18 protein-coding genes are annotated in these 20,798 nt (G+C 70.5%); 3 read left to right on the plus strand and 15 right to left on the minus strand.

Going from position 1 to position 20,798, the window contains the following annotated elements; all coding sequences use genetic code 11:
• The first annotated feature begins 4 nt into the window (after positions 1-4).
• The gene (locus RISW2_RS16005) at positions 5-2,242 is read left to right on the plus strand and encodes a xanthine dehydrogenase family protein molybdopterin-binding subunit (protein ID WP_043773114.1); all 2,238 of its coding nucleotides are present in this window, start codon (positions 5-7) and stop codon (positions 2,240-2,242) included.
• A gap of 10 nt (positions 2,243-2,252) precedes the next feature.
• Here the strand turns inward: RISW2_RS16005 and htpX are convergent, their stop codons facing one another.
• The 5 genes from htpX to RISW2_RS16030 form a co-directional block, all read right to left on the minus strand.
• The gene (gene htpX, locus RISW2_RS16010; protein ID WP_043773115.1) at positions 2,253-3,164 is read right to left on the minus strand and encodes a zinc metalloprotease HtpX; all 912 of its coding nucleotides are present in this window, start codon (positions 3,162-3,164) and stop codon (positions 2,253-2,255) included.
• Between the two features lie 84 nt (positions 3,165-3,248).
• Positions 3,249-4,214, minus strand: coding sequence for an ABC transporter ATP-binding protein (locus tag RISW2_RS16015; protein WP_043773116.1), 966 nt, complete (start codon positions 4,212-4,214; stop codon positions 3,249-3,251).
• A complete protein-coding gene (locus RISW2_RS16020) occupies positions 4,211-6,097 on the minus strand; it encodes a dipeptide/oligopeptide/nickel ABC transporter permease/ATP-binding protein (protein WP_043773117.1) in 1,887 nt (628 codons plus the stop codon). The genes RISW2_RS16015 and RISW2_RS16020 overlap by 4 nt, the downstream gene beginning before the upstream one ends.
• Complete coding sequence (locus RISW2_RS16025; RefSeq protein ID WP_043773118.1) at positions 6,094-7,041, minus strand: ABC transporter permease; 948 nt, start codon at positions 7,039-7,041, stop codon at positions 6,094-6,096. The genes RISW2_RS16020 and RISW2_RS16025 overlap by 4 nt, the downstream gene beginning before the upstream one ends.
• Before the next feature lie 106 nt (positions 7,042-7,147).
• A complete protein-coding gene (locus tag RISW2_RS16030) occupies positions 7,148-8,740 on the minus strand; it encodes an ABC transporter substrate-binding protein (RefSeq protein WP_425277794.1) in 1,593 nt (530 codons plus the stop codon).
• Between the two features lie 99 nt (positions 8,741-8,839).
• Between RISW2_RS16030 and RISW2_RS16035 the strand changes: the two genes are divergently transcribed.
• Positions 8,840-9,505: a DUF1028 domain-containing protein gene (locus tag RISW2_RS16035; protein WP_043773119.1), complete on the plus strand. Its 666-nt coding sequence runs from the start codon at positions 8,840-8,842 to the stop codon at positions 9,503-9,505.
• 3 nt (positions 9,506-9,508) lie between these two features.
• Here RISW2_RS16035 and RISW2_RS16040 read toward each other — a convergent pair whose 3' ends face one another.
• From RISW2_RS16040 to RISW2_RS16075, 8 genes are all read right to left on the minus strand, one after another.
• Positions 9,509-10,261, minus strand: a complete 753-nt coding sequence (locus RISW2_RS16040) for a FadR/GntR family transcriptional regulator (RefSeq protein ID WP_043773120.1) — start codon at positions 10,259-10,261, stop codon at positions 9,509-9,511.
• Between the two features lie 67 nt (positions 10,262-10,328).
• Positions 10,329-11,474 (minus strand): iron-containing alcohol dehydrogenase, encoded by a 1,146-nt coding sequence (locus tag RISW2_RS16045; RefSeq protein ID WP_043773121.1) that lies wholly within the window; start codon positions 11,472-11,474, stop codon positions 10,329-10,331.
• Positions 11,471-12,850: an aldehyde dehydrogenase family protein gene (locus RISW2_RS16050; protein WP_043773122.1), complete on the minus strand. Its 1,380-nt coding sequence runs from the start codon at positions 12,848-12,850 to the stop codon at positions 11,471-11,473. Before RISW2_RS16050 ends, RISW2_RS16045 begins: the two co-directional genes overlap by 4 nt.
• Before the next feature lie 75 nt (positions 12,851-12,925).
• Entirely contained in the window at positions 12,926-14,290 is a 1,365-nt protein-coding gene (locus tag RISW2_RS16055; RefSeq protein ID WP_043773147.1) for a glutamine synthetase family protein, read from the minus strand.
• A gap of 80 nt (positions 14,291-14,370) precedes the next feature.
• Positions 14,371-15,408, minus strand: a complete 1,038-nt coding sequence (locus RISW2_RS16060) for a TRAP transporter substrate-binding protein (RefSeq protein ID WP_043773123.1) — start codon at positions 15,406-15,408, stop codon at positions 14,371-14,373.
• A 64-nt stretch (positions 15,409-15,472) separates the two neighbouring features.
• Entirely contained in the window at positions 15,473-16,801 is a 1,329-nt protein-coding gene (locus RISW2_RS16065) for a TRAP transporter large permease (RefSeq protein ID WP_043773124.1), read from the minus strand.
• Positions 16,791-17,312: a TRAP transporter small permease subunit gene (locus RISW2_RS16070; protein ID WP_043773125.1), complete on the minus strand. Its 522-nt coding sequence runs from the start codon at positions 17,310-17,312 to the stop codon at positions 16,791-16,793. Before RISW2_RS16070 ends, RISW2_RS16065 begins: the two co-directional genes overlap by 11 nt.
• The gene (locus RISW2_RS16075; RefSeq protein WP_244437598.1) at positions 17,309-18,070 is read right to left on the minus strand and encodes an N-formylglutamate amidohydrolase; all 762 of its coding nucleotides are present in this window, start codon (positions 18,068-18,070) and stop codon (positions 17,309-17,311) included. The genes RISW2_RS16070 and RISW2_RS16075 overlap by 4 nt, the downstream gene beginning before the upstream one ends.
• Positions 18,071-18,210: 140 nt before the next feature.
• Between RISW2_RS16075 and RISW2_RS16080 the strand changes: the two genes are divergently transcribed.
• Entirely contained in the window at positions 18,211-19,077 is an 867-nt protein-coding gene (locus tag RISW2_RS16080) for a MurR/RpiR family transcriptional regulator (protein ID WP_043773126.1), read from the plus strand.
• A gap of 11 nt (positions 19,078-19,088) precedes the next feature.
• Here the strand turns inward: RISW2_RS16080 and RISW2_RS16085 are convergent, their stop codons facing one another.
• Positions 19,089-19,979: a helix-turn-helix transcriptional regulator gene (locus tag RISW2_RS16085; RefSeq protein WP_043773127.1), complete on the minus strand. Its 891-nt coding sequence runs from the start codon at positions 19,977-19,979 to the stop codon at positions 19,089-19,091.
• Between the two features lie 5 nt (positions 19,980-19,984).
• Positions 19,985-20,797, minus strand: coding sequence for an ABC transporter substrate-binding protein (locus RISW2_RS16090; protein ID WP_043773128.1), 813 nt, complete (start codon positions 20,795-20,797; stop codon positions 19,985-19,987).
• Position 20,798 lies beyond the last annotated feature (1 nt).

The following is a 20,798-nucleotide window of genomic DNA, read 5'->3' on the forward strand; positions in this document are numbered from 1 at the left end:
GAGCGTGGCGCGGATCCGCACGATTGCCCGGCGCACCTTTCTCGTGGGCTCGGCCGCGCTGGCCGGCGGCGTCTCCTTCGGCATCTGGACCGTGCGCCGCCCGCACGACAACCCGCTTGCGGGGCGGGTGGCGGAGGGCGCGGCGACCTTCAATCCGTGGGTCGTGGTGGATGCGGAAGGCGTCACCCTCCTGACGCCCCATGCGGATATCGGGCAGGGCGCCGCCCACATGCAGGCGCTGCTGATCGCCGAGGAGATGGACCTCGCGCCCGGCGGCTACCGCACCGTTTTCCCCGAGCCCGACGCCGCCTACTACAACACTGCGCTGGCGGCCGAGGCGGCGGATGCCCTGGCCGCGCTCGTGCCGATCCCGGCGGCGTTCCTCGAGACGGCGGTCGGCGCCGCGACGAAGGTGATCGGGCTGCAGATGACCGGCGGGTCGTCCTCCGTGCCCGACAGCTTCGACAAGCTGCGCCGCGCCGGCGCGGTGGCGCGCGAGACGCTGAAGGCCGCCGCCGCGGCCGAGACCGGCATCGCTGTCTCCGACCTCGGGACCGCGGACGGCCAAGTGCTGCTGCCCGACGGCACCGCCCTGCCCTACACCGCGCTCGCGGGGCGGGCGGCGACGCTCGATCCGGTCACGGACGTGCCGCTGCGCCCCGCCTCGGACTGGCGGCTGATCGGCCGCGCGGTGCCGCGGCCGGACGTGATCGCGAAATCCACGGGCAGGCAGGAATTCGGCATCGACATGGCGCTCGAGGGCATGCTGCACGCGGCGGTGCGGACCAATCCCCGGCGCGGTCCGATGCTCGGCTTCGACGCGGCACCGGCAGAGGCGATGCGCGGCGTGCGGAAGGTGGTCCCGGTGACGAACGGCGTCGCGGTCATCGCCGACAACACCTGGCGCGCCTTCGCCGCGGTGGAGGCGGTCGATGTCGTCTGGGGCGAGGCGCCCTACCGGCCCGAACAGGAGCAGCACTGGCAGGCGCTGGCCGAGAGCCTCGGCAGTCCCGACGCCCTGAACGCCACGTGGCGCGAGGACGGCGACGTGGACGCCGCGCCGGGCGAGGTCGTCGAGGCGACGTACCGCGCACCCTACGTGGCGCACCAGCCGCTCGAGCCGCTGAACGCCACCGTGCGGGTCACCGAGGATGCGGTCGAGGTGTGGACGGGGACGCAGGTCCCCGCCGATGCGGCCCGCATCGTGGCCGAGACGACGGGGCACGCCCCCGAGGATGTCCGGCTCCACAACCGCTTTGCCGGCGGCAGCTTCGGCCACCGGCTCGAGGTTGCGCACCTGCGGCTCGCGGCCGAGATCGCCGACGCCGTGCGCGGCACGCCGGTCAAGCTGACCTACTCGCGCGAGGAGGATTTCGCGCAGGATTTCCCCCGCCACATCGCGCTCGCGCGCTGCGCGGGCCGCGTCGCGGAGGGCCGGGTCACCGCGCTCGACATCGACGTGGCGGCGGCGCCCGTCACGCTGTCGCAGTCGACGCGCCTCGGCATCCCGCTCGGCGGTCCCGACACGCAGACGGCGGCGGGCATCTTCAACGCGCCGTATGCGCCGCAGGCTTTCCGCGTGCGCGGCTATCTCGCCGAGGGGCTGGCACCGGTGTCGTCCTGGCGGTCGGTCGGCGCCTCCTATGGCGGGTTCTTCCTCGAGGGGCTCCTCGACGAACTCATCCACGCCGCAGGCGCCGATCCGGTCGCCGAACGCCTGCGCCTCGTCTCGGACCCGGTGGCGCGCGGCGTGCTCGAACGCGTGGCCGAGATGGCGGACTGGCAGGGTCCCGTGTCGGGGCCGGGCCGCGGACGGGGCGTCGCCCTCGTCGAGAGCTTCGGCGTGCCGGTGGCCGAGATCGTCGAAGTGACCGCCACGGAGCGCGGGATCCGCATCGACGATGTCTGGGTCGCCGCCGATGCCGGTCCCGTGGTCGACCCCGTGAACTTCGAGAACCAGGTGCAGGGCGGGGTGATCTGGGGCCTCGGCCACGCGATCACGGCCGAGCACACCTATTCGGATGGCATGGCCGAGCAGCGCAACTTTCCCGACGGCGAAGGCCTGCGCCTGTCGCAGGCCCCGCGCGTCCACGTGGCGGCGCTCACGGCCAACCGCCGCATCCGCGGGATCGGCGAGCCGCCGGTGCCACCTGCGGCGCCCGCCCTCGCCGCCGCGATCTTTGCCGCGACCGGCACGCGCCTGCGCGAGATGCCGTTCCGCAAGGCGATCGACTTCGTCTGAGGCACGCGCCTCAGCCCCAGGGGCCGGCGCCGGTGCCGCGACGCGGGGCCGCCGGCCGGCGCGGCGCCGGCGCGACTGCCGGGCCGCCCCCGCGTGCCATCTCGCGCAGCGCGGCGACGCGGTTCTCGGTCGCCGGGTGCGTGGCGAAGAGGTTGTCGTGCCGATGGGCGTGCAGCGGGTTCACGATGAACATGTGCGCCGTCGCCGGGTTGCGTTCAGCGGCGTCGTTGTCGATCCGCGCGGCGCCCGCGCTGATCCGCTCGAGCGCCGAGGCGAGCCAGAGCGGATCGCCGCAGATTTCGGCTCCCGCGCGGTCGGCGGCGTATTCGCGCGTCCGGCTGATCGCCATCTGAACGAGCGCCGCGGCGAGCGGCGCGAGGATCATCATCAGGATGGCGCCGACGATGCCGAGCCCGCCCTCGCGCCGCCCCCCGAAGAACAGCGCGAAGTTCGCGAGCATCGAGATCGCGCCGGCGAAGGTCGCCGTCACCGTCATGATCGCCGTGTCGCGGTTGCGGATGTGGGCGAGTTCGTGCGCGATGACGCCCGCCAGCTCCTCGCGGCTGAGGGTGCGCATGAGGCCCGAGGTCACCGCCACCGCGGCATTCTTGGGGTTTCGGCCGGTAGCGAAGGCATTGGGCTGGGGGGTGTCGATCAGGTAGACGGCAGGCATCGGCAGGCCCGCGTTCCGCGCCAGCTGTTCCGTCAGCTCGAGAAGGCCGGTGCGATCGCCGCGCGCCACGGGCCGCGCGTTGTGCATCCGCAGCACCATCTTGTCGGAATTCCACCAGCTGAAGGCGTTCATGCCCGCCGCGAAGACGAGCGCGATCACCATCCCGCCGGTCCCCCCGAGCAGATAGCCGAGCCCGAGGAAGAGCGCCGTCATCGCCGCCATCAGGAGCGCGGTTCTGGCATATCCCATGTCGTGACCTCCGGTGAGGGGCGCCCGTCGCGGCGCTCCCGACCGATATAGAAGCGCCGCGCGCCCCCGCAATGCCCCGGCCCGTCAGCCGGCGATGTCGAGCGGATGCAGGCAGGCGGCCTCGCGTCCGTCGGGCAGCGTCCGGAGCGGGGGCGGTGCAGCGCGGCAATCCTCCTGCGCCCGGGGGCAGCGCGCGGCGAAGGCACAGCCCTTGGGCGGGTTCAGCGGGTCGGGCAGTTCCGTGTCCTGCCCCTCGGGCGCGGTCAGGGGCCTGCCGACCGCCGGCGCACTGTCGGCTAGAAGGCGCGTGTAGGGATGCGCGGGCGCGCGAAAGATGTCCTCGGCGCGCCCGATCTCGACCACCGAGCCGAAATAGAGCACCGCGATGCGGTCGCTCACCGCCTCGACCACCGACAGGTCGTGCGTGATGAAGAGGTACGTGAGCCCGAACGTGCGCTTGAGGTCCGCGAGCAGGTTCAGCACCTGCGCCTGCACCGACACGTCGAGCGCCGACACCGGCTCGTCGAGGATGAGGATCCGCGCCTCGGCGGCGAGCGCGCGCGCGATGCCGATGCGCTGCGCCTGCCCGCCCGAGAATTCGTGCGGGAAGCGGTCGAGGAATTCCTCGCGCAGGTTCACGGAGGCGAAGATCTCCGCGATGCGGGCCTCGCGCTCGGCCCGCTTCATCCCGTGCAGGCGCCTGAGCGGCGCCTCCATGATCTGCCGGATGGTCTTGCGCGGGTTGAGCGACGAGATCGGGTCCTGGAAGACGTACTGGATGCGCCGCCCGAATTCCGCCGGATCCGCCCGGTCGAGCGCCGCGCCCTCGATCTCGATGCTGCCGGTGGTCGGGTCGAGGAGGCCCACGAGCATCCGCGCGAGGGTGGACTTGCCGCAGCCCGATTCCCCGACGATGCCCAGCGTCTCGCCCTGCGCGACACTGAGATCGGTCGGATGCACCGCGCGCACGCCCTCCCGGGCCCGCCCGAAGAGGCCGGTCTGCACGGGAAAGGTCTTGGACAGGTTCGTGAGCTTCAGCGCGACGGTCATTCCGCGGCCTCCCGTTCGGGATGGGTCTCGGGGTGAAGGCAGCGCACCGCGCGCGTGCCCTCGCGTTCGAGCGGGATGTCCCCCGCACGGCAGTCGGGGCGCGCGTTGCGGCAGCGCTCGGCAAAGGCGCAGCCCTCTGGCAGGCGGTCGACCGCGGGCGGCAATCCCGGGATCGCCTCGAGCCGCCGTCGCCCCTGCCCCAGTTCCGGCACGCAGTCGATCAGCCGCGCGGTGTAGGGATGGCGGGGGGTCTCGAGGATGGCGCGGGTCGGCCCCTCCTCGACGATCCGGCCCGCATACATGACCGCGACCCGGTCGCAGAGCTGGCCGACGACCCCGAAATCGTGGGTGATGAACACGATGGCGAGCCCGCGCGAGCGCCGCAGGTCGTCGAGCAGCGACAGGATCTGCGCCTGGACCGTGACGTCGAGCGCGGTGGTGGGCTCGTCGGCGATGATGACGTCGGGATCGTTGGCGAGCGCCATGGCGATGCCGACCCGCTGGCGCATGCCGCCCGACATCTCGTGCGGGTAGTTCGACACCCGGTCCTCGGGGTTCGGGATGCGCACCGCCCGAAGCAGCTCCACCGCCCGCGCGCGGCCCTCGGCCCGACCGATGGGCCGGTGCGCGCGGATCGCCTCCACCAGCTGGTCGCCGACCCGGTAGAGCGGATGCAGCGTCGCGAGCGGGTCCTGGAAGATGTAGGCGACCGAGCGGCCGCGCTTTTCCCGCAGGCGCCCGTAGGGCATGCCGACGAGATCCTCGCCGCGGAAACGCGCGGCGCCCGCGGTGATGACCCCTGGCGGCGACGGCACGAGGCCCATGACCGACAGCGCGGTGACGGACTTGCCCGACCCGCTTTCGCCGATGATGCCGAGGCACTCGCCGGGCTTCACCGAAAGATCGACGCCCCCCACGGCGCGAAAGACCCGCTTGCCCACGTGGAACTGCGTCTCGAGGCCCTCGAGTGCCAGCACCGCCTCCGGATCGGCCGGCGGCGGGACGCGGTCGCCCCGGTCGACCCGCGTGGCCGCCATGGGCCGCGACAGCGCACCCGACCGCAGGCGCGGGTCGAGCGCGTCGCGCACGCCGTCGCCGAGGAGGTTGATGGCCATCACGATCACCAGGATCATGAGGCCCGGCACGACCGAGGTGTGCGGGTTCGTGATGAGCGCCGACCGCGCCTCGCCCAGCATCGAGCCCAGATCCGCGACCGGCGGCTGCGACCCGAGCCCGAGGAACGACAACCCCGCCGTCTCGAGGATCATCCAGCCCACGGTCGTCGACATGGCGATCACGATGACCGGCACCACGTTCGGCAGCACCTCGGTCAGGATGATCCGGGCGTCAGAGAGCCCCGACAGCCGGGCCGCGTCGACGAATTCCTTGTTGGCGATGCCGACCGTGATGCCGCGGATGTTGCGGGCGAAGAACGGCACGTTGACCGCGGCCACGGCGATCAGCGCGTTCATCAGCCCGGGCCCCAGCGCCGCCACGATGGCGAGCGCGAGCAGGATGTAGGGAAACGCCATCAGCATGTCGACGCCGCGCATCACGACGTTGTCGATCCGCCCGCGGTAATAGCCCGCGACGATGCCGATCGCCGCACCGAGGACCGCCGCGATCAGCGCTGCGGCAAAGCCCACCGCCAGCGACAGCCGGGTGCCCCAGAGCAGCCGGCTCAGCAGGTCGCGACCAAGATGGTCGGTCCCGAGCGGCGCGCCCTCCGAGAAGGGCGGCAGGAAGCGGTTGCCGGTATCTGTCACGTTGGGCGGGGCGAGCGGCAGGAGCGGCGTCACCAGCGCCAGCGCCACCACCGCCGCCATGACCACGAGGCCCGCGAGGGCCAGCCGGTTGCGGGCGAGGAGCCTGAGGAACGTCATGTGCGGATCCTCGGATCGAGCAGGCTCTGCGCCACGTCGACGGCGATGTTGAACAGGACGTAGCAGGCCGCGACGAACACCACGCCGCCCTGCACCAGCAGGATGTCGCGGGTCAGGATCGCGTTCACCAGCATCCGGCCGATGCCGGGCCACTGGAACACGATCTCGATGTAGACCGCGCCCGACAGGACGAAGCCGGCCTGGATGCCGAGGACCGGAATGATCGACACCATCGCCGCGCGCAGCGCGTGGCGCCAGATCACGCCGCGCTCGTGCACGCCTTTGGCCCGCGCGGTGCGGATGAAGTCCTGGCGCAGCACCTCGAGCATGGCCGACCGGGACAGCCGCGCCACCACGCCCGTCGCCACGACCGCAAGCGCCACCGCCGGCATGGCGAGATGGTCGAGCAGCGCCCAGAGGTCACGGTCACCGTAGATCGGCCACATGCCCGAGACCGGGAACCAGCGCAGGGTCACGGCGAAGCCGAGGATCATCATCATCCCGAGGAAGAAGGACGGGATCGAGATGCCGAGCAGGACCGCGAAGGTGATCGCCTTGTCCGCCGCGCCGTACTGGTTCGCCGCCGACACGACGCCCGCGGCGATGCCGAAGACCGCGCAGAGCACGAAGGCCGAGCCGGCCAGGATCAGCGTCGCGCCGAACCGTTCCAGCACCTCGTCGAGCACCGGCCGGTTCAGCGAGAACGACGTGCCGAAATCCCCGGTCAGCATGTTGCCGAGCCAGTTGAAGTACCGCAGGACCAGCGGCGCATCGAGCCCGAGGTCGCGGTTGATCTTGGCCACGTTCTCGGGCGTCGCGTAGGCACCGAGGATGGCCGTGGCGGGATCGCCCGGAATGAGCGCCATGATCAGGAACACGATGACCGTGATCCCGAAGAGCACCGGCACGGCCGAGACGAGCCGCCCGAGGATGTAGCGTCCCATGCGCCGCCTCCCTGTTCCGCGGGGGCGTCGCCCGGCGGCGCGCCCCCCTCATCGTTCCGCTCGCCGGCAGGTGCCGGGACCCCGGGGCCCCGGCACGCCGCCATCTTCAGTTCTTCGCCACGTCGTCGAGCAGCAGGAAGAACGAGGGCTGGAGCGTGAAACCCTCGACCCGGTCGTTCGTCACAGCGTTCTGCTTCCAGTTCGCGACGAAGACCCACGGCGCGTCCTCGTGCACGATCTCCTGCATCCGCTTGTAGAGCTCGGCGCGGGTGTCCTGGTCGGTGGCGCGGCGCGCCTCCTCGAGAAGCGTGTCCACCTCCGCGTTCGAGTAGTAGCCGGAATTGAACCCGCCCTGGTCGGGCATCGCCTCGGTGCGCAGCGCGAGATAGGGCAGCGTGTCGGGGTCGTTCGTCATCCAGGCCATCTCGGCCATGTCGGCCTTGCCCTCGAGCCCCGGGTTCACCTCCCCGAGGAAGGTGTTCCACTCGTAGGTCTCGATCGCGACGTCGAAGCCCACCGCCTCGAGATCGGCCTGGATCGCTGTGCCCATGGCGACCGGATCGAGCATGCCCGACCCGCCCTCGGTCACGAAGAAGGTCACCTCTGGGTTCTCGAGGCCCGCCTCGGCGAGAAGCGCGCGCGCGCGCTCGGGGTCGTGCGGATAGGGCTCGAGCGCCTCGTTGTGCGCCCAGGCGAAGGCCGGCGGTGTCGGGCCCGCGGCGACCTCGGCGGTCCCTTCAAGCACGTCCTCGACCAGCGCGGTCTTGTCGATGGCGTAGTTCGCGGCCTGGCGCACCGCCTTCTCGGCGAAGGGCCCTTCCTTCGTGTTCAGGATCAGGAACCACAGGTGCGGGCCTGCCTGCTCGTGCACCGTGTAGCTGTCGCCCTCGAACTCGGACAGCGCGACCGGCGGCACCTCGACCATGAGGTCGATGCCGCCTGCGAGCATCTCGGCGGTACGCGTGTTGGCGTCGGTGATGGGCCGGAACACGACCGCCTGCAGCGCCGGCGCGCCGTCCCAGTACCCGGCGTTGGCCTCGACCACGACCGCCTCGTTCGACCGCCACTCCACGAACCGGAAGGGCCCGGTGCCCGACGGGTTGCGCGCGAAGTCCGCGCCGTGTTCCTCGACCGCCGCGGGCGACACGATGAGCCCGGTCGGGTAGGCGAGGTTCGACAGGAACGGCGCGTAGGGCTCGGACAGGGTGAAGCGCACGGTCATGTCGTCGACCGCCTCGACGGTCTCGACAGCCGAGAAGAAGAAGGCCAGCGGGAACGGCCCGGTGTCGTGGAACGGATGGTCCTCGTTCAGCATGCGCTCGAAGTTGAAGACGACCGCCTCGGCATCGAACGGGCTGCCGTCATGAAAGCTCACGCCCTCGCGCAGGGAAAAGGTGTACTCGGTGCCGTCCTCGCTGATCTCCCAGTCGGTCGCCAGCGCCGGCTCGACCTCGAGCGTGCCGTCGGCATAGCGCACGAGACCGTCGTAGACGTTCATCAGGATGCGGAAATCGTTCACCGCGGTGACCGCGGCGGGGTCGAGCGCCTTGGGCTCGGCGATCTGGCCCACGACCAGGACACCGGGCGGCGTCTGCGCCGGCGCTGTGGCCGGCAGGGCCCATGTCAGGGCGGCAAGCGCGCCGGCCAAAGCCGCGCCGCGGCCCCATCCTCTGCGCATCGGGGGGTTCGTCTTCGACATTCTTCCTCTCCTGCGGTCGCGGTTCTATATTTATCATGATAAATTCACGACAGCCGTTTTGTCACCGACTTTCCCGTTCCCGCCGCACGGAGACTGCCCATGACCTTCTCGATCCTCGCACATGATGCGCAAACGGGCAGGTGGGGCGGCGCCGCGGCCACCGGCAACCTCTGCGTCGGCGGCTGGGTCCTGCGCGGATCGGCCGAATCGGGCATGTCGGCGTCGCAGGGCACCGCACCCAGCACGATCTGGGGCGAGGAGGTGCTCGCGGGCATGCGCGCGGGCCGGGATGCGGTGGCCGCGGTCGATGCGGTGACGGCAGCCGATCCCGGCCGGGCGCACCGGCAGCTGACCGCGCTCGACCTCGCGGGCGGCACGGGGCACTTCACCGGCGCATCGAGCATCGCGGTCGCGGGCGCCCGTGAGGCGCCGGGCGTGGTCGTCGCGGGCAACATGCTCTCGGGCGAGGCAGTCCTCGATGCCTGCATCGAGGGGTTCCTCGCCGCGGACGGGCCGCTCGACGCGCGGCTCCTCGCCGCGCTCGACGCGGCAGCGGCGGCTGGCGGCGATGCCCGCGGCCTCATGTCGGCGGCGCTGCTCGTCGTGGCGCGGGACGCCCCGCCCATGAGCCTCCGCATCGACCACGACGCGGCGCCGCTCGCGGCGCTGCGCGCGCTGCACGCCCGCGCCACCGCGCAGGGGTACATGTCCATGCTGGACGTGGTGCCGACCCTCGACGCGCCGCATCGCGCGCCGGCGGACTGAGCCTCACTCGCCGATGAAGCGGCGCAGGACCTGCGCCTCCTGCTCCTCCATCAGCGCCTGGGCCGAGGCCATGTGCGCGGCCATGATCGCGCGCGCCGCCTCCGCGTCGCCCGCGCGCAGCGCGCCGACGAGCTCGATCTGGTGTGCTCGGCCCCGGCGCCACAGCTCGTGGTTCGGCGGCGCGTAGAGCCTGCGCCACACCGTCAGGTCCGACAGCATCCGCGAGGTGAAGCCGACCAGGAACCCGAGCAGGGGGTTGGCGCTGAACTGCGCCAGCCGTTCGTGGAAGGCGAGCGAGGCCACGTGCTGGTCGCGCTCCTCGGCGACCGTGCCCGCGGGCCGGTCATAGCGGGTGATGAGCGCCTCGAGCTCGCCCAGCTGCGCCTCGCTCAGCCGGCCGGCCAAGTCGGCGGCGAGCTCGGGCTCGAGCTGGCGGCGCAGCTGGTAGATGTCGGCGATCGACAGCGACTTGAAGTAGAAGTAGTTGCCGAGAAGCGCGCGCGCGCGTTCCTCCGACACCGCGCCGACGAAGGTGCCGCCGCCGGGCCCGGTGCGCGTGGTCACGAGCCCCTGCGCCTCGAGCACGCGCATGGCCTCGCGGATCGTGCCCTTGGACATCCCGAAGCGGTCCATGAGCGCGGCCTCGCCGGGCAGTCGGGCGCCCTCGACGAGCCCCTCCTCGACCACCCAGCGCTTGATCTCCTCCGCGACGCGGTACGGGCGGCGCAGGCCGCGCGGCTTGTCCGGTCGTGTCACGGCGTGGCGCTCCGTTGCTGCCCTTGCGGCAGGGCGAGCCTAGCACATGCGCCGGCCCGCCCCGAGGTCAGATCGCCGCCTCGAAGAGCCCCCGGAGGCCGGGCGCGTCGAGCGTCACCGGATTGCCGCCGCAGGACGGGTCCTCGAGCGCCATGGCGACGAGGTCGTCGATCCGGTCGGCGGTCACGCCCAGTTCGGACAGCCGCCGGGGCATGCCGAGTTCCGCGTTGAACCGCTCCACGAAGCCGCGGAAGCCGTCGTAGCCGCCCTCGATCCCGAGATAGCCCGCCGCGCGGTCGAACCGGTCGCGGATCGCCCCCTCGTTGAAGTCGAGCACCGCCGGCATGCAGACCGCGTTGGTGGTGCCATGGTGGGTGTTGAACACCGCGCCTACCGGGTGGCTCATGGCGTGGATGGCGCCCAGGCCCTTCTGGAAGGCGACGGCGCCCATGGATGCGGCCGACATCATGTTCGCGCGCGCCTCGAGGTCGGCGCCGTCCGCGTAGGCACGCGGCAGGTTCTCGATCACGAGCCGCATCCCCTCGAGCGCAATGCCCTGGCTCATCGGGTGGTAGTGCGGGGACGAGAACGCCTCGACGCAATGCGCGAACGCGTCGAGCCCGGTGCCGGCGGTGATGTGCGGCGGCATGCCCACGGTCAGCTCGGGATCGGCGATCACCACGGCGGGCAGCACCTTCGGGTGGAAGATGATCTTCTTCACGTGGCTCACGGAGTTGGTGATGACGCTGGCGCGTCCCACCTCGGACCCGGTGCCGGCGGTCGTCGGCACCGCGACGATGGGCGCGATGGCGGCGGCGTCCGCGCGGCTCCACCAATCGCCGATATCCTCGAAATCCCAGACCGGCCGCGTCTGGCCGCACATGAAGGCGACCATCTTGCCGAGGTCGAGTCCCGAGCCGCCGCCGAAGGCCACGACGCCGTCATGACCGCCCGCGCGGTAGGCCTCGACGCCGGCGGCGAGGTTGACCTCGTTGGGATTCGGGTCGACCTCGGCGAAGACGGCGCGGCCGAGCCCCGCCGCCTCGAGGATGTCGAGGGCGCGGCCCGTGATCTCCATCCCCGCCAGGCCGCGGTCGGTGACGAGGAGCGGCCGGGTGATGCCGGCCTGCGCGCAGGCCGCCGGCAGCTCGGCGATGCGGCCGGCGCCGAAGCGGATCGCGGTGGGATAGGACCAGGTCGCGGTCGGGCTCATGTGGTCACCTTCTTCAGATGGTAGGATTTGGGACGCGTGAGCGCGTGATAGCCGAGGACAGAGAGGCCCGCACCCCGCCCGGTGTCCTTGCAGCCGGTCCAGCAGAGCGCCGGGTCGAGGTAGTCGGCGCGGTTCATGAACACCGTTCCCGTCTCGAGCGCGTCGCCGATCCGCGCGGCCCGCTCCACGTCCGAGGTCCAGACGCTGGCGGTCAGCCCGAACCGGCTGTCGTTCATCCGGGCGATCGCCTCCGCATCGTCCGCCACGGGCATGATCCCCACGACGGGACCGAAGCTTTCCTCGCGCATGACCTCCATCTCGTGCGTGACGTTGGTCAGGACCTGCGGCGAGAGGTAGGCGCCGCCATCGTCCGCGGGCGCGGGATCGAGGTGGGCGACGGCGCCGTCCGCCAAAGCCGCCGCGACCTGGTCCCGCACGACCCTGGCGAAACGCACGTTTGCCATGGGCCCGAGCGTCGTCTCGGAGTCGAGCGGGTTCCCGAGCCGGAGCGCGCGCGCCCAGTCCACGGCCTTCTCCACGAAGGCGTCGTAATGGTCGCGGTGGACGTAGACGCGCTCGATCCCGCAGCAGCATTGCCCCGCGTTGAACATCGCGCCGTCCATGAGCCCGTTCACCGCCGCGTCGAGATCGGCATCGGCCGCGACATAGCCCGGATCCTTGCCCCCGAGTTCCGTCGCCACGGGCACGAAGGTGCCCGCCGCCGCGCGCTCCATCGCCTGCCCGCCGCCCACGGAGCCGGTGAAGGTCACGAAGTCGAAGGCACGCGCGCCGATCAGCGCCGAGGTCGTGTCGTGATCGAGGAACACGTTGCGGAACACGTCCTCGGGCACGCCCGCGGCATGGAAGGCGCGCGCCAGCCGTTCGCCCACGAGCAGCGTCTGGGTCGCGTGCTTGAGCACCACCGCGTTGCCGGCGATCAGCGCGGGCGCCACTGTGTTGATCGCGGTCATCCACGGGTAGTTCCAGGGCGCGACGACGAAGACGACGCCCCAGGGCACGCGCCGGATGTAGCGGCGGAAGCTGGCGTCGTCGGATACCGCGATGTCCGCGAGTGCGTCCTCGGCGATGGCGGCCATGTGGCTCGCCCGCTCGTTGAAACCGCCGAACTCGCCGCCGTAGCGGACCGGCCGGCCCATCTGCCAGGCGAGTTCGGTCACGATCTCGTCCGACATGGCGCCCACGGCGGCGACGCCGTCCATGACGAGGCGGGCGCGCTCGGCGACGGGCCGCGCGGCCCAGTCGGCCTGGGCCCTCCTGGCGCGCGCGATGTCGGCGCGCGCGGCGTCGAGCGACAGCGCGGGTCGCTCGGCGTAGACCGATCCGTCGATCGGCGAGATGCATCGCAATGTGGTCATGGTCTGGTGTCCTCTCGGCGCAGCGCCCGCAGGTCGGCCCGCTGCGGCAAAGTCAGTGTCGGTCGGGGCATCCGGTCACGCGCGTTCGAAACCGCGCGCGATCTCCCAGTCGGTCACGGCGCGGTCGAACTCCTCCTGCTCCCACTCGGCGCAGCGCACGTAGTGGTCGATCACGTCGTCGCCCATGGCCGCGCGCAGCATGCGCGAGCTGCGCAGGCACTCGGTCGCCTCGCGCAGGGTGCGCGGGATCTCGGTGACCTCGGCGGATTCGTAGACATCGCCGCGCACGGGCGGTGCAAGCTCCATGTCGTCCTCGATGCCGCGGATGCCGGCCGCGATCAGCGCCGCCTGCGCCAGGTAGGGGTTCATGTCCGAGCCGCCGATGCGGCACTCGACGCGCACCCCCGGCGTGCCGTCGCCGCAGAGCCGGAAGCCCGCGGTGCGGTTGTCCACCGACCAGACGGTCTTGGTCGGCGCGAAGGTGCCGGGCGCGAAACGCTTGTAGCTGTTGACGTAGGGCGCGAGGAAGAAGGTGTAGTCGCGGGCATAGGCGAGAAGCCCCGCCATGAAACTCTGCATGAGGTCCGACATGCCGAGCTCGCTGCCATCGTCGTAGAAGGCGGGTTCGTCGTCCTGCCAGAGCGACAGGTGCACGTGGCTCGACGAGCCCACCTTGTCGGGCGCCCATTTCGGCAGGAAGCTCGCCGCATGGCCGTGCGCCCAGGCGATCTCCTTCACCGCGTGCTTGGCGATGGTGTGGTGGTCGGCGCAGTCGAGCGCGCCGGCATAGCGGATGTTCAGTTCCTGCTGGCCCACCTCGGCCTCGCCCTTGGTGTTCTCGACCGGGATGCCGGCCGCGACCAGGTGGTTGCGCAGGGGCCGCATCACCGCCTCTTCCTTGGTGGTCTGGAAGAGGTTGTAGTCCTCGTTGTGCCCGTTGAGCGGCACGAGCTCGCGGTAACCCTCCTTCTGGAGGGTGCGGTAATCCTTCTCGAACAGGAAGAACTCGAGCTCGGTCGCCATCTTGGCGTCGAAGCCCATCTCGGACAGCCGGGCGATCTGGCGTTTCAGGATCGCGCGCGGCGCATGGGCGACCGGTTCGTGGGTGTGGTGGTCGAGCACGTCGGAAAGCACCAGCGCCGTCTTCTCGAGCCAGGGCACGAGGCGCAGCGTCGCCATGTCGGGGCGCAGCACGTAGTCGCCGTAGCCCCGTCGCCACGAGGTCGCGGCATAGCCGTCGGGCGTCGACATCACGAGGTCGGTGGCCAGGAGGTAGTTGCAGCAATGCGTCTCGTGGTGCGCGTGCTCGACGAAGTTCGAGGCGTGGAACCGCTTGCCCATGAGCCGGCCCTGCATGTCGACCATCGCCACCAGGACGGTGTCGACGGCACCGGTCGCGGCCATTTCCTTCAGCGTGTCGAATGTCAGCGTGCCGGTCATGAATGCTGTCCCCTGTGTCGCGCGCGGCCCCGTCGGGGGCCGCGCCATGTCGGTCGTGTCGGTCATCGTGGCGTCCGCGTTCAGAACGTGTACGGCGGGCCGGCCTGGTTGATGACCTCGTTGTACTCGCGGAAGATGCCGACGATCTTCTGGTGCACCTCGCCTTCCTCCGCGATCTCGTCCCAGAAGGTGACCGCGGCGCGCTCGACCTCGGCCCATTCCTCGGGCGGGACCGAGCGCAGCTCCAGCTTGTCGCCGCGCGCCCGCAGCCGGGCCTCGCCGCCCCAGTACCACTGGTTGCGGTAGGTGTGGCCGGCCTCGATCGCCGCCATGACCAGCGACTTCAGGTGCTCGGGCAGGTCGGACCAGCGCTGCTCGTTCACGAAGAACGACCCGATCCACGCACCCGAGATGTTGTTGGTCAGGAAGTAGTCGGTCACGTCCGCCCAGCCGACGGTGTAGTCCTCGGTGATGCCCGACCATGCCATGCCGTCGAGCTCGCCGGTCTGAACCGCGACCTCGGCATCCTCGTAGGGGATGTTCACCGGCACCACGCCGAACTGCGACAGGAACCGGCCCGCGGTCGGGAAGGTGTAGAGCGTCAGCCCGTCGAGGTCGGCGACCGACGTGATCTCCTTCTTGGTGTTGAAGTTGCAGGGGTCCTGCCCCGCGGCCGACAGCCACTTCACGCCGACCTTGGCGTATTCCTCGTCCCAGATCTCGCGCAGGCCGTACTGGTTGAACAGCACCGGCACGTCGAGGATGTGCTTGGTCGCGAAGGGAAAGTAGCCCCCGAAGACGCGCAGCGGCGTGGGCGAGGCCATGCTGTCGTCGTCGGAATGCACCGCGTCGATGGTGCCGCGCTGAAGCGCCTGGAACAGCTCGCCCGTGGGCACGATCTGGTCCGCGTAGTAGAGTTCGACCTCCATCTCGCCGTTCGCGTTGGCGTTGATGTAGTCGATGATCGGCTTCGTCACCTGTTCGCCGAGCGCGGCGCCCGCATAGGTCTGGAACCGCCAGCGGATCGGTTCCTGCGCATGCACGATGGCGGGGGCCGCCAGCGTCGCGGGCCCGGCAAGCGCCGCGCCCTTCAGTATTCTGCGTCTCGAGATCGTCATGTCGTCCTCTCCTGTCGTTTTCTGGTCTCGGGCCGGTTGCCCCGGCCTCTTGTCGGTGAAGGCTTCAGTTCCCGTAGACCTGCCCCGGCAGCCACAGCGCGATCTCGGGGAAGATCATGACCAGCGCCAGCGCCACGATCATCACGCCCACGAACGGCACGATGGACCGGTAGATGTCGCGCAGCCCGATCTCGGGCGGCGCCATGGCGCGCATCAGGAACAGGTTGTAGCCGAAGGGCGGCGTCATGTACGCGATCTGGCAGGTGATGGTGTAGAGCACACCGTACCACACGAGGTCGAACCCCAGCTCTCCCACGAGCGGCACGTAGAGCGGCGCGACGATCACCAGCATCGCGGTGTCGTCGAGGAACGTGCCCATCACGAGGAAGGACAGCTGCATCAGGATCAGGATGACCCACGGGCTGAGCCCCAGCCGTTCGGTGAACAGGTCCTCGATGGCGCGCACCGCGCCCAGCCCGTCGAACACCGCGCCGAAGGCGAGGGCCGCGGTGATGATCCACATGAACATGCACGTGATGCCGAGGGTCTGCCGCAGGCTCGTCTCGAACACGGTCCAGGTCATGCGCCCCTTCAGCACCGCGGCGACGAAAGCCGCGATGGCGCCCACTGCCGAGCTTTCGACGAGGCTGGTCCAGCCGTTCACGAAGGGCACCATCATGACCGCGAAGATGCCGACCGGCAGGAGCCCCGCCCGCAGGAGGCGCAGCTTTTCCGAACGCGAGATGGTGGCGCGTTCCTCCGCCGACAGGACCGGGCCGAGCTCGGGCGAGATGCGGCAGCGGATCCAGATGTAGATCACGAAGAGCGCCGCCATCATGAGCCCCGGCAGCGCGCCCGCGAGCCAGAGCTGGCCCACCGGCTGCCGCGCGATCATCGCGTAGAGCACCAGCACCACCGAGGGCGGCACGAGGATGCCGAGGCTCGATCCGGCCTGGATCACCCCCGTCACCATCAGCTTGTCGTAGTTGCGCCGCAGCAGTTCGGGCAGCGCGATGGTGGCGCCGATCGCCATGCCCGCGACCGAGAGCCCGTTCATCGCCGAGATCAGCACCATGAGCCCGATCGTCCCGATGGCGAGCCCGCCCGGCAGCCCGCCCATCCAGACGTGGAACATCCGGTAGAGGTCGTCGGCGATCCGGCTCTCGGACAGCACGTAGCCCATGAAGACGAACATCGGCAGCGTCAGCAGCGGGTACCACCGCATGACCTTGATCATCGCCGAGAAACCGAGGTCGTAGCCGCCGCGGTCGCCCCAGAGCAGGACCGCCGCGATCACGGCGACGAAGCCGATGGCGCCGAACACGCGCTGCCCGGTGAAGAGCATCAGCATCATGGTCGAGAACATCAGGATCGCGATCAGCTCATAGGACATCGCGCGTCTCCCGGCCCTCGGCCAGCATGAGGATGTCCTTGGCGAGCTCGCTCAGCGTCTGCAGCAGCATCAGGAAGATGCCGATGCACATGGTCACCTTGATGGGCCAGAGATAGGGCCGCCACGCGGACGAACTGCGCTCGCCGCCGTACTGGAAGGAATAGAGGGTCGACTCGATCCCGCCCCAGAGCAGCATGCCCAGATAGACCAGCAGGAAGATCACGGTGACCGCGTCCCACCAGGCCTTGCGGCGCGGCGAGAGCTCGCCGTAGATCAGGTCCATCCGCACGTTCGATCCCATCTGCATCGCGTAGGGACCGCCGAGGACGTAGTAGGCGACCATGACGAACTGCGCCATCTCGAGCGTCCAGAGCGAGGGCACGAAGAACGCCTTGGAGACCGACGACCAGAGCAGGATGCCCATCAGGACGAAGATGCCGAACATCACGATCCGCCCGAGGACGTGGTTGAAGCGGTCAATGACCGCCACGTAGGCCCGGAGCGCCCTCACGACGCGCGCTCCGCCGGCGACAGCGCCGCGAGCGCCGCCGCGAGGCCGGGCGCGAGGTGTGCGGCCATCGCCTGTGCCCGTGCGGGCGTGTCGATCAGGTCGTTGCGGATCTCGATCATCAGGGCCGGCAGGCCCCGGCCCTCGCCGTGCCGCGCCAGCGTGTAGGTCACGCCGTCGCTGGCGGCATAGGGCTCGTTCAGCGCCGCGCGGTAGCGCCCCGCCGCCTGCTCCGCGGCCAGCGCCGCCTGCGCCAGCGCGCCGTCGGCGTGGAACAGGAAGCCCAATTCCACCTCGCGCCGCGCGCCGTGAAAGACCGGCGTGAAGCTGTGCACGGTGATGAGCGCGGTGGCCGCGCGGCCCGACAGCACCTCCTCGACCGCGGCGTGGAACGGGTCGTGCACGCGCGCCACCCGGGCCGCGCGGGACGCGGCATCGAGGTCCCGGTTGCCGGGGATCTCGTGCACTTCGCTCCGCACCGGAATCGCGTCCGGCGCCTCGGGCGGGCGGTTGCAGTCGTAGACGAGTCGCGACAGCGTGCCGGCGACGAGCGGCGCCTCCATGAGATCCGAGAGGGCCCGCGCGACGTCGCGGGCGCCGATGTCCCAGGCCGCGTGCGAATGCCGCGCCTCGGGCGAGAGACCGAGATCGCCGAGATCGGCCGGGATCGCGTGGGCGGCATGCTCGCAGACGAGCACAGGGCCGCTTCCGGTCGCCCCGCCGCGCATGACCTCCACCGCTGTCCAGCCGTCGCCGTGCACCACTGTCCCCTGTCGTCCGCGCGCCGTTTCCCCGCGCCTTGCCGTTTGGTAAAGATCACTACAGGTTTTTGTGGCGTGTCAAGATCGTTCCTGTAATCTTTGCTTCAAACCCGCCCCGGCTGAACGGAAAGGAACAGGACGTGGAACGCAGGCCGCTCGTCCGGGATCTTCTGAAGGAACGGCAGCCCGACCTCACCGCGTCGGAGCGACGGCTCGCCGCGGTGCTGCTCGACGATGCACTGGTCTCGGGCCTCCAGTCCATCACGAAACTCGCCGAAAGCGCCGAGGTCTCGACGCCGACGATCATCCGGCTGGCACGCAAGCTCGGCTTCGAGGGCTTTCCGGATCTGCAGGACGCGATCCGCGAGGAGGTCGCGGCGCGGATGAAGCAGCCGCTGGCCAAGCTCGCCCCCGGCTCGCCCGAGGCGCACGGCGACCACATCGTGTCCCGTTTCGTGCAGGCGGTGTCGGGCAACATCAACCGCACGCTCGAACGGCTCGACCTGACGGAGTTCGACCGCGTGGCGGACCTCCTGTCAGACACCGGGCGGCGGCTGCACCTCCTCGGCGGGCGCATCACGCGCTCGAACGCGCACTACTTCTTCAACCACCTGCAGATCATCCGGCCGCACGTGTCGCTCCTCGACAGCTCGCCCAGCGTCTGGCCGCAGGCGCTGCTCGACATGGACGCGCAGTCGACGCTCGTGGTCTTCGACATCCGCCGCTACGAGAAGGAACTGGGCAAGCTCGCGGCGCTGGCCGTCGGACAGGGGGCGAACGTCGTCCTGTTCACCGACACCTGGGGATCACCCATCGAGCGGCACGCGGCGCACTGCTTCCGCGCGCATGTGGAGGTGCCGTCGAGCTGGGATTCGACGCTCGCCATCAACGTTCTGGTCGAGGCGCTGGTGGCCGAGGTCCAGCACAGGCTGTCTGGATCGAGCGCGGAACGCATCGCCGCGCTCGAGCAGATGATCGGCGAATCCCGCATCTTCCGCAGCATCTGAGCCGCGCCGGATCAGGCGTTCCAGCGCACCTGGCCCAGCTCGGCCGTGTCGCAGCCGGCGATGTCGGCGGCATGCGCCCCGAAGCTGTCCGAGCGGCAGAAGGCGAAGAGCCGCTGCAGCGGCGGGTCGAACCAGGCGCGCCGGTCCACCAGCAGGTCGAACCGTTCCTCGACCACCGGCAGGAAGTCGAGCCCGAAGAGCCGCGCCACCGCCTCGAGTCCGAAGGTCGCGTCGGCGGCCCCCTGCGCCACGGCCATCACCGCGTCGTTCTCGGTCGGCGCCGTGTCGGTCAGCTTGAGCGCGCCGGGTGTCAGCCCCTCGCGCGCGAGGAGGTCGTCGAACAGGGTCTGCGTGCCGGTCTCGGGCGCCCGGGGCACCACGCGGCGGCCGGCCAGGTCGGCGACGCTGCGGATCGGCGCGCCACCGCCCGACCGCCAAACGATCCCGCGGCTGCGGCGCGTCCAGGCCACCAGGACCACGTCGCGGCCCGAGAAGGCCTGTGCCACGCGGGCGGTGTTCCAGTCCCCGGTCTCGGGGTCGCGCAGGTGCAGGCCGGTCGCCACGCCCTCGCCCGCGGCGAAGCGGGACAGGCCGTCGAGGCTGCCCTCGCAGCGCATGGCAAGACCCGCGCGCGACTGCCGCACTGCCCATTCGAGCAGCGGGTCGTGGCTGCCCAGCAGCACCTCGGGCGGGCGGATGGCCGGTGCGCGCACCGTCTCCCCGCCCGAGGATCCGGACGCGATCCAGTCGCGGATCGCGCGCTCGGGAAAGAGCAGCTTGCCGGTGACCCGCGACACGGGCACCTCGCCGGAAGCGGCGAGGTCGTAGACCTTGCGTTCGCGGATCCGCAGGAGCTCCGCGAGTTCGCGCACGGTCAGGAATTCGCGGGTCTCCTCGGTCATGTCGTTCAGCCTTCCGCGTTGGGGAAGAAGAGCTGCTGGCCGTCGAGCTCGAAGCCCGCGATGGCCGACTGCCCCTCTTCGGACAGGAGCCAGTCGATGAACGCCTGGCCATCCTCGGCGTTCACCGAGGGGCAGTGCTCGGGATCGACGAGGATCACACCGTACTGGTTGAAGAGCGACTGGTCACCCTCCACCGCGATACCGTAATCGCCCTTGTTGCCGTAGGCGATCCAGGTCGCCCGGTCGGTCAGCACGTAGCCGCCCATCCCGATGCCGGTGTTGAGCGTCGCCCCCATGCCCGAGCCGGATTCGCGGTACCATTCGCCCGAACCGGATTGCGGGTCGATGCCCGCGGCCTCCCAGAGCGCGAGCTCCTTCTTGTGGGTGCCGGAATCGTCGCCGCGGGACACGAAGGTCGCGCCGCTCTCGGCGATCTGCGCCAGCGCGTCGGACACGCCCATGCCGTCGATCCCGGCCGGGTCGTTCTCGGGTCCCACGAGGACAAAGTCGTTGTACATGAGATCGAAACGCTCGACGCCGTAGCCTGCGTCGACAAAGGCCTCCTCAGAGGGCTTGGCATGCACGAGCAGCACGTCGCCGTCGCAGTTCTCGGCGTTGCCGATGGCCTGGCCGGTGCCGACGGCGACCACGTCGACGCGGATGCCGGACGTCTCGCTGAACAGCGGCAGCAGGTAGTCGTAGAGACCGGAATTGGCGGTCGAGGTGGTCGATTGTACGAGGATCGAGTCCTCCTGCGCCGCGGCGGGCAGCGCCAGCGAGGCGCCGAGAGCGGCGGCGAGCGACAGTTTGCGAATCATG

Source organism: Roseivivax isoporae LMG 25204 (assembly GCF_000521865.1).
Lineage (GTDB): Bacteria > Pseudomonadota > Alphaproteobacteria > Rhodobacterales > Rhodobacteraceae > Roseivivax > Roseivivax isoporae.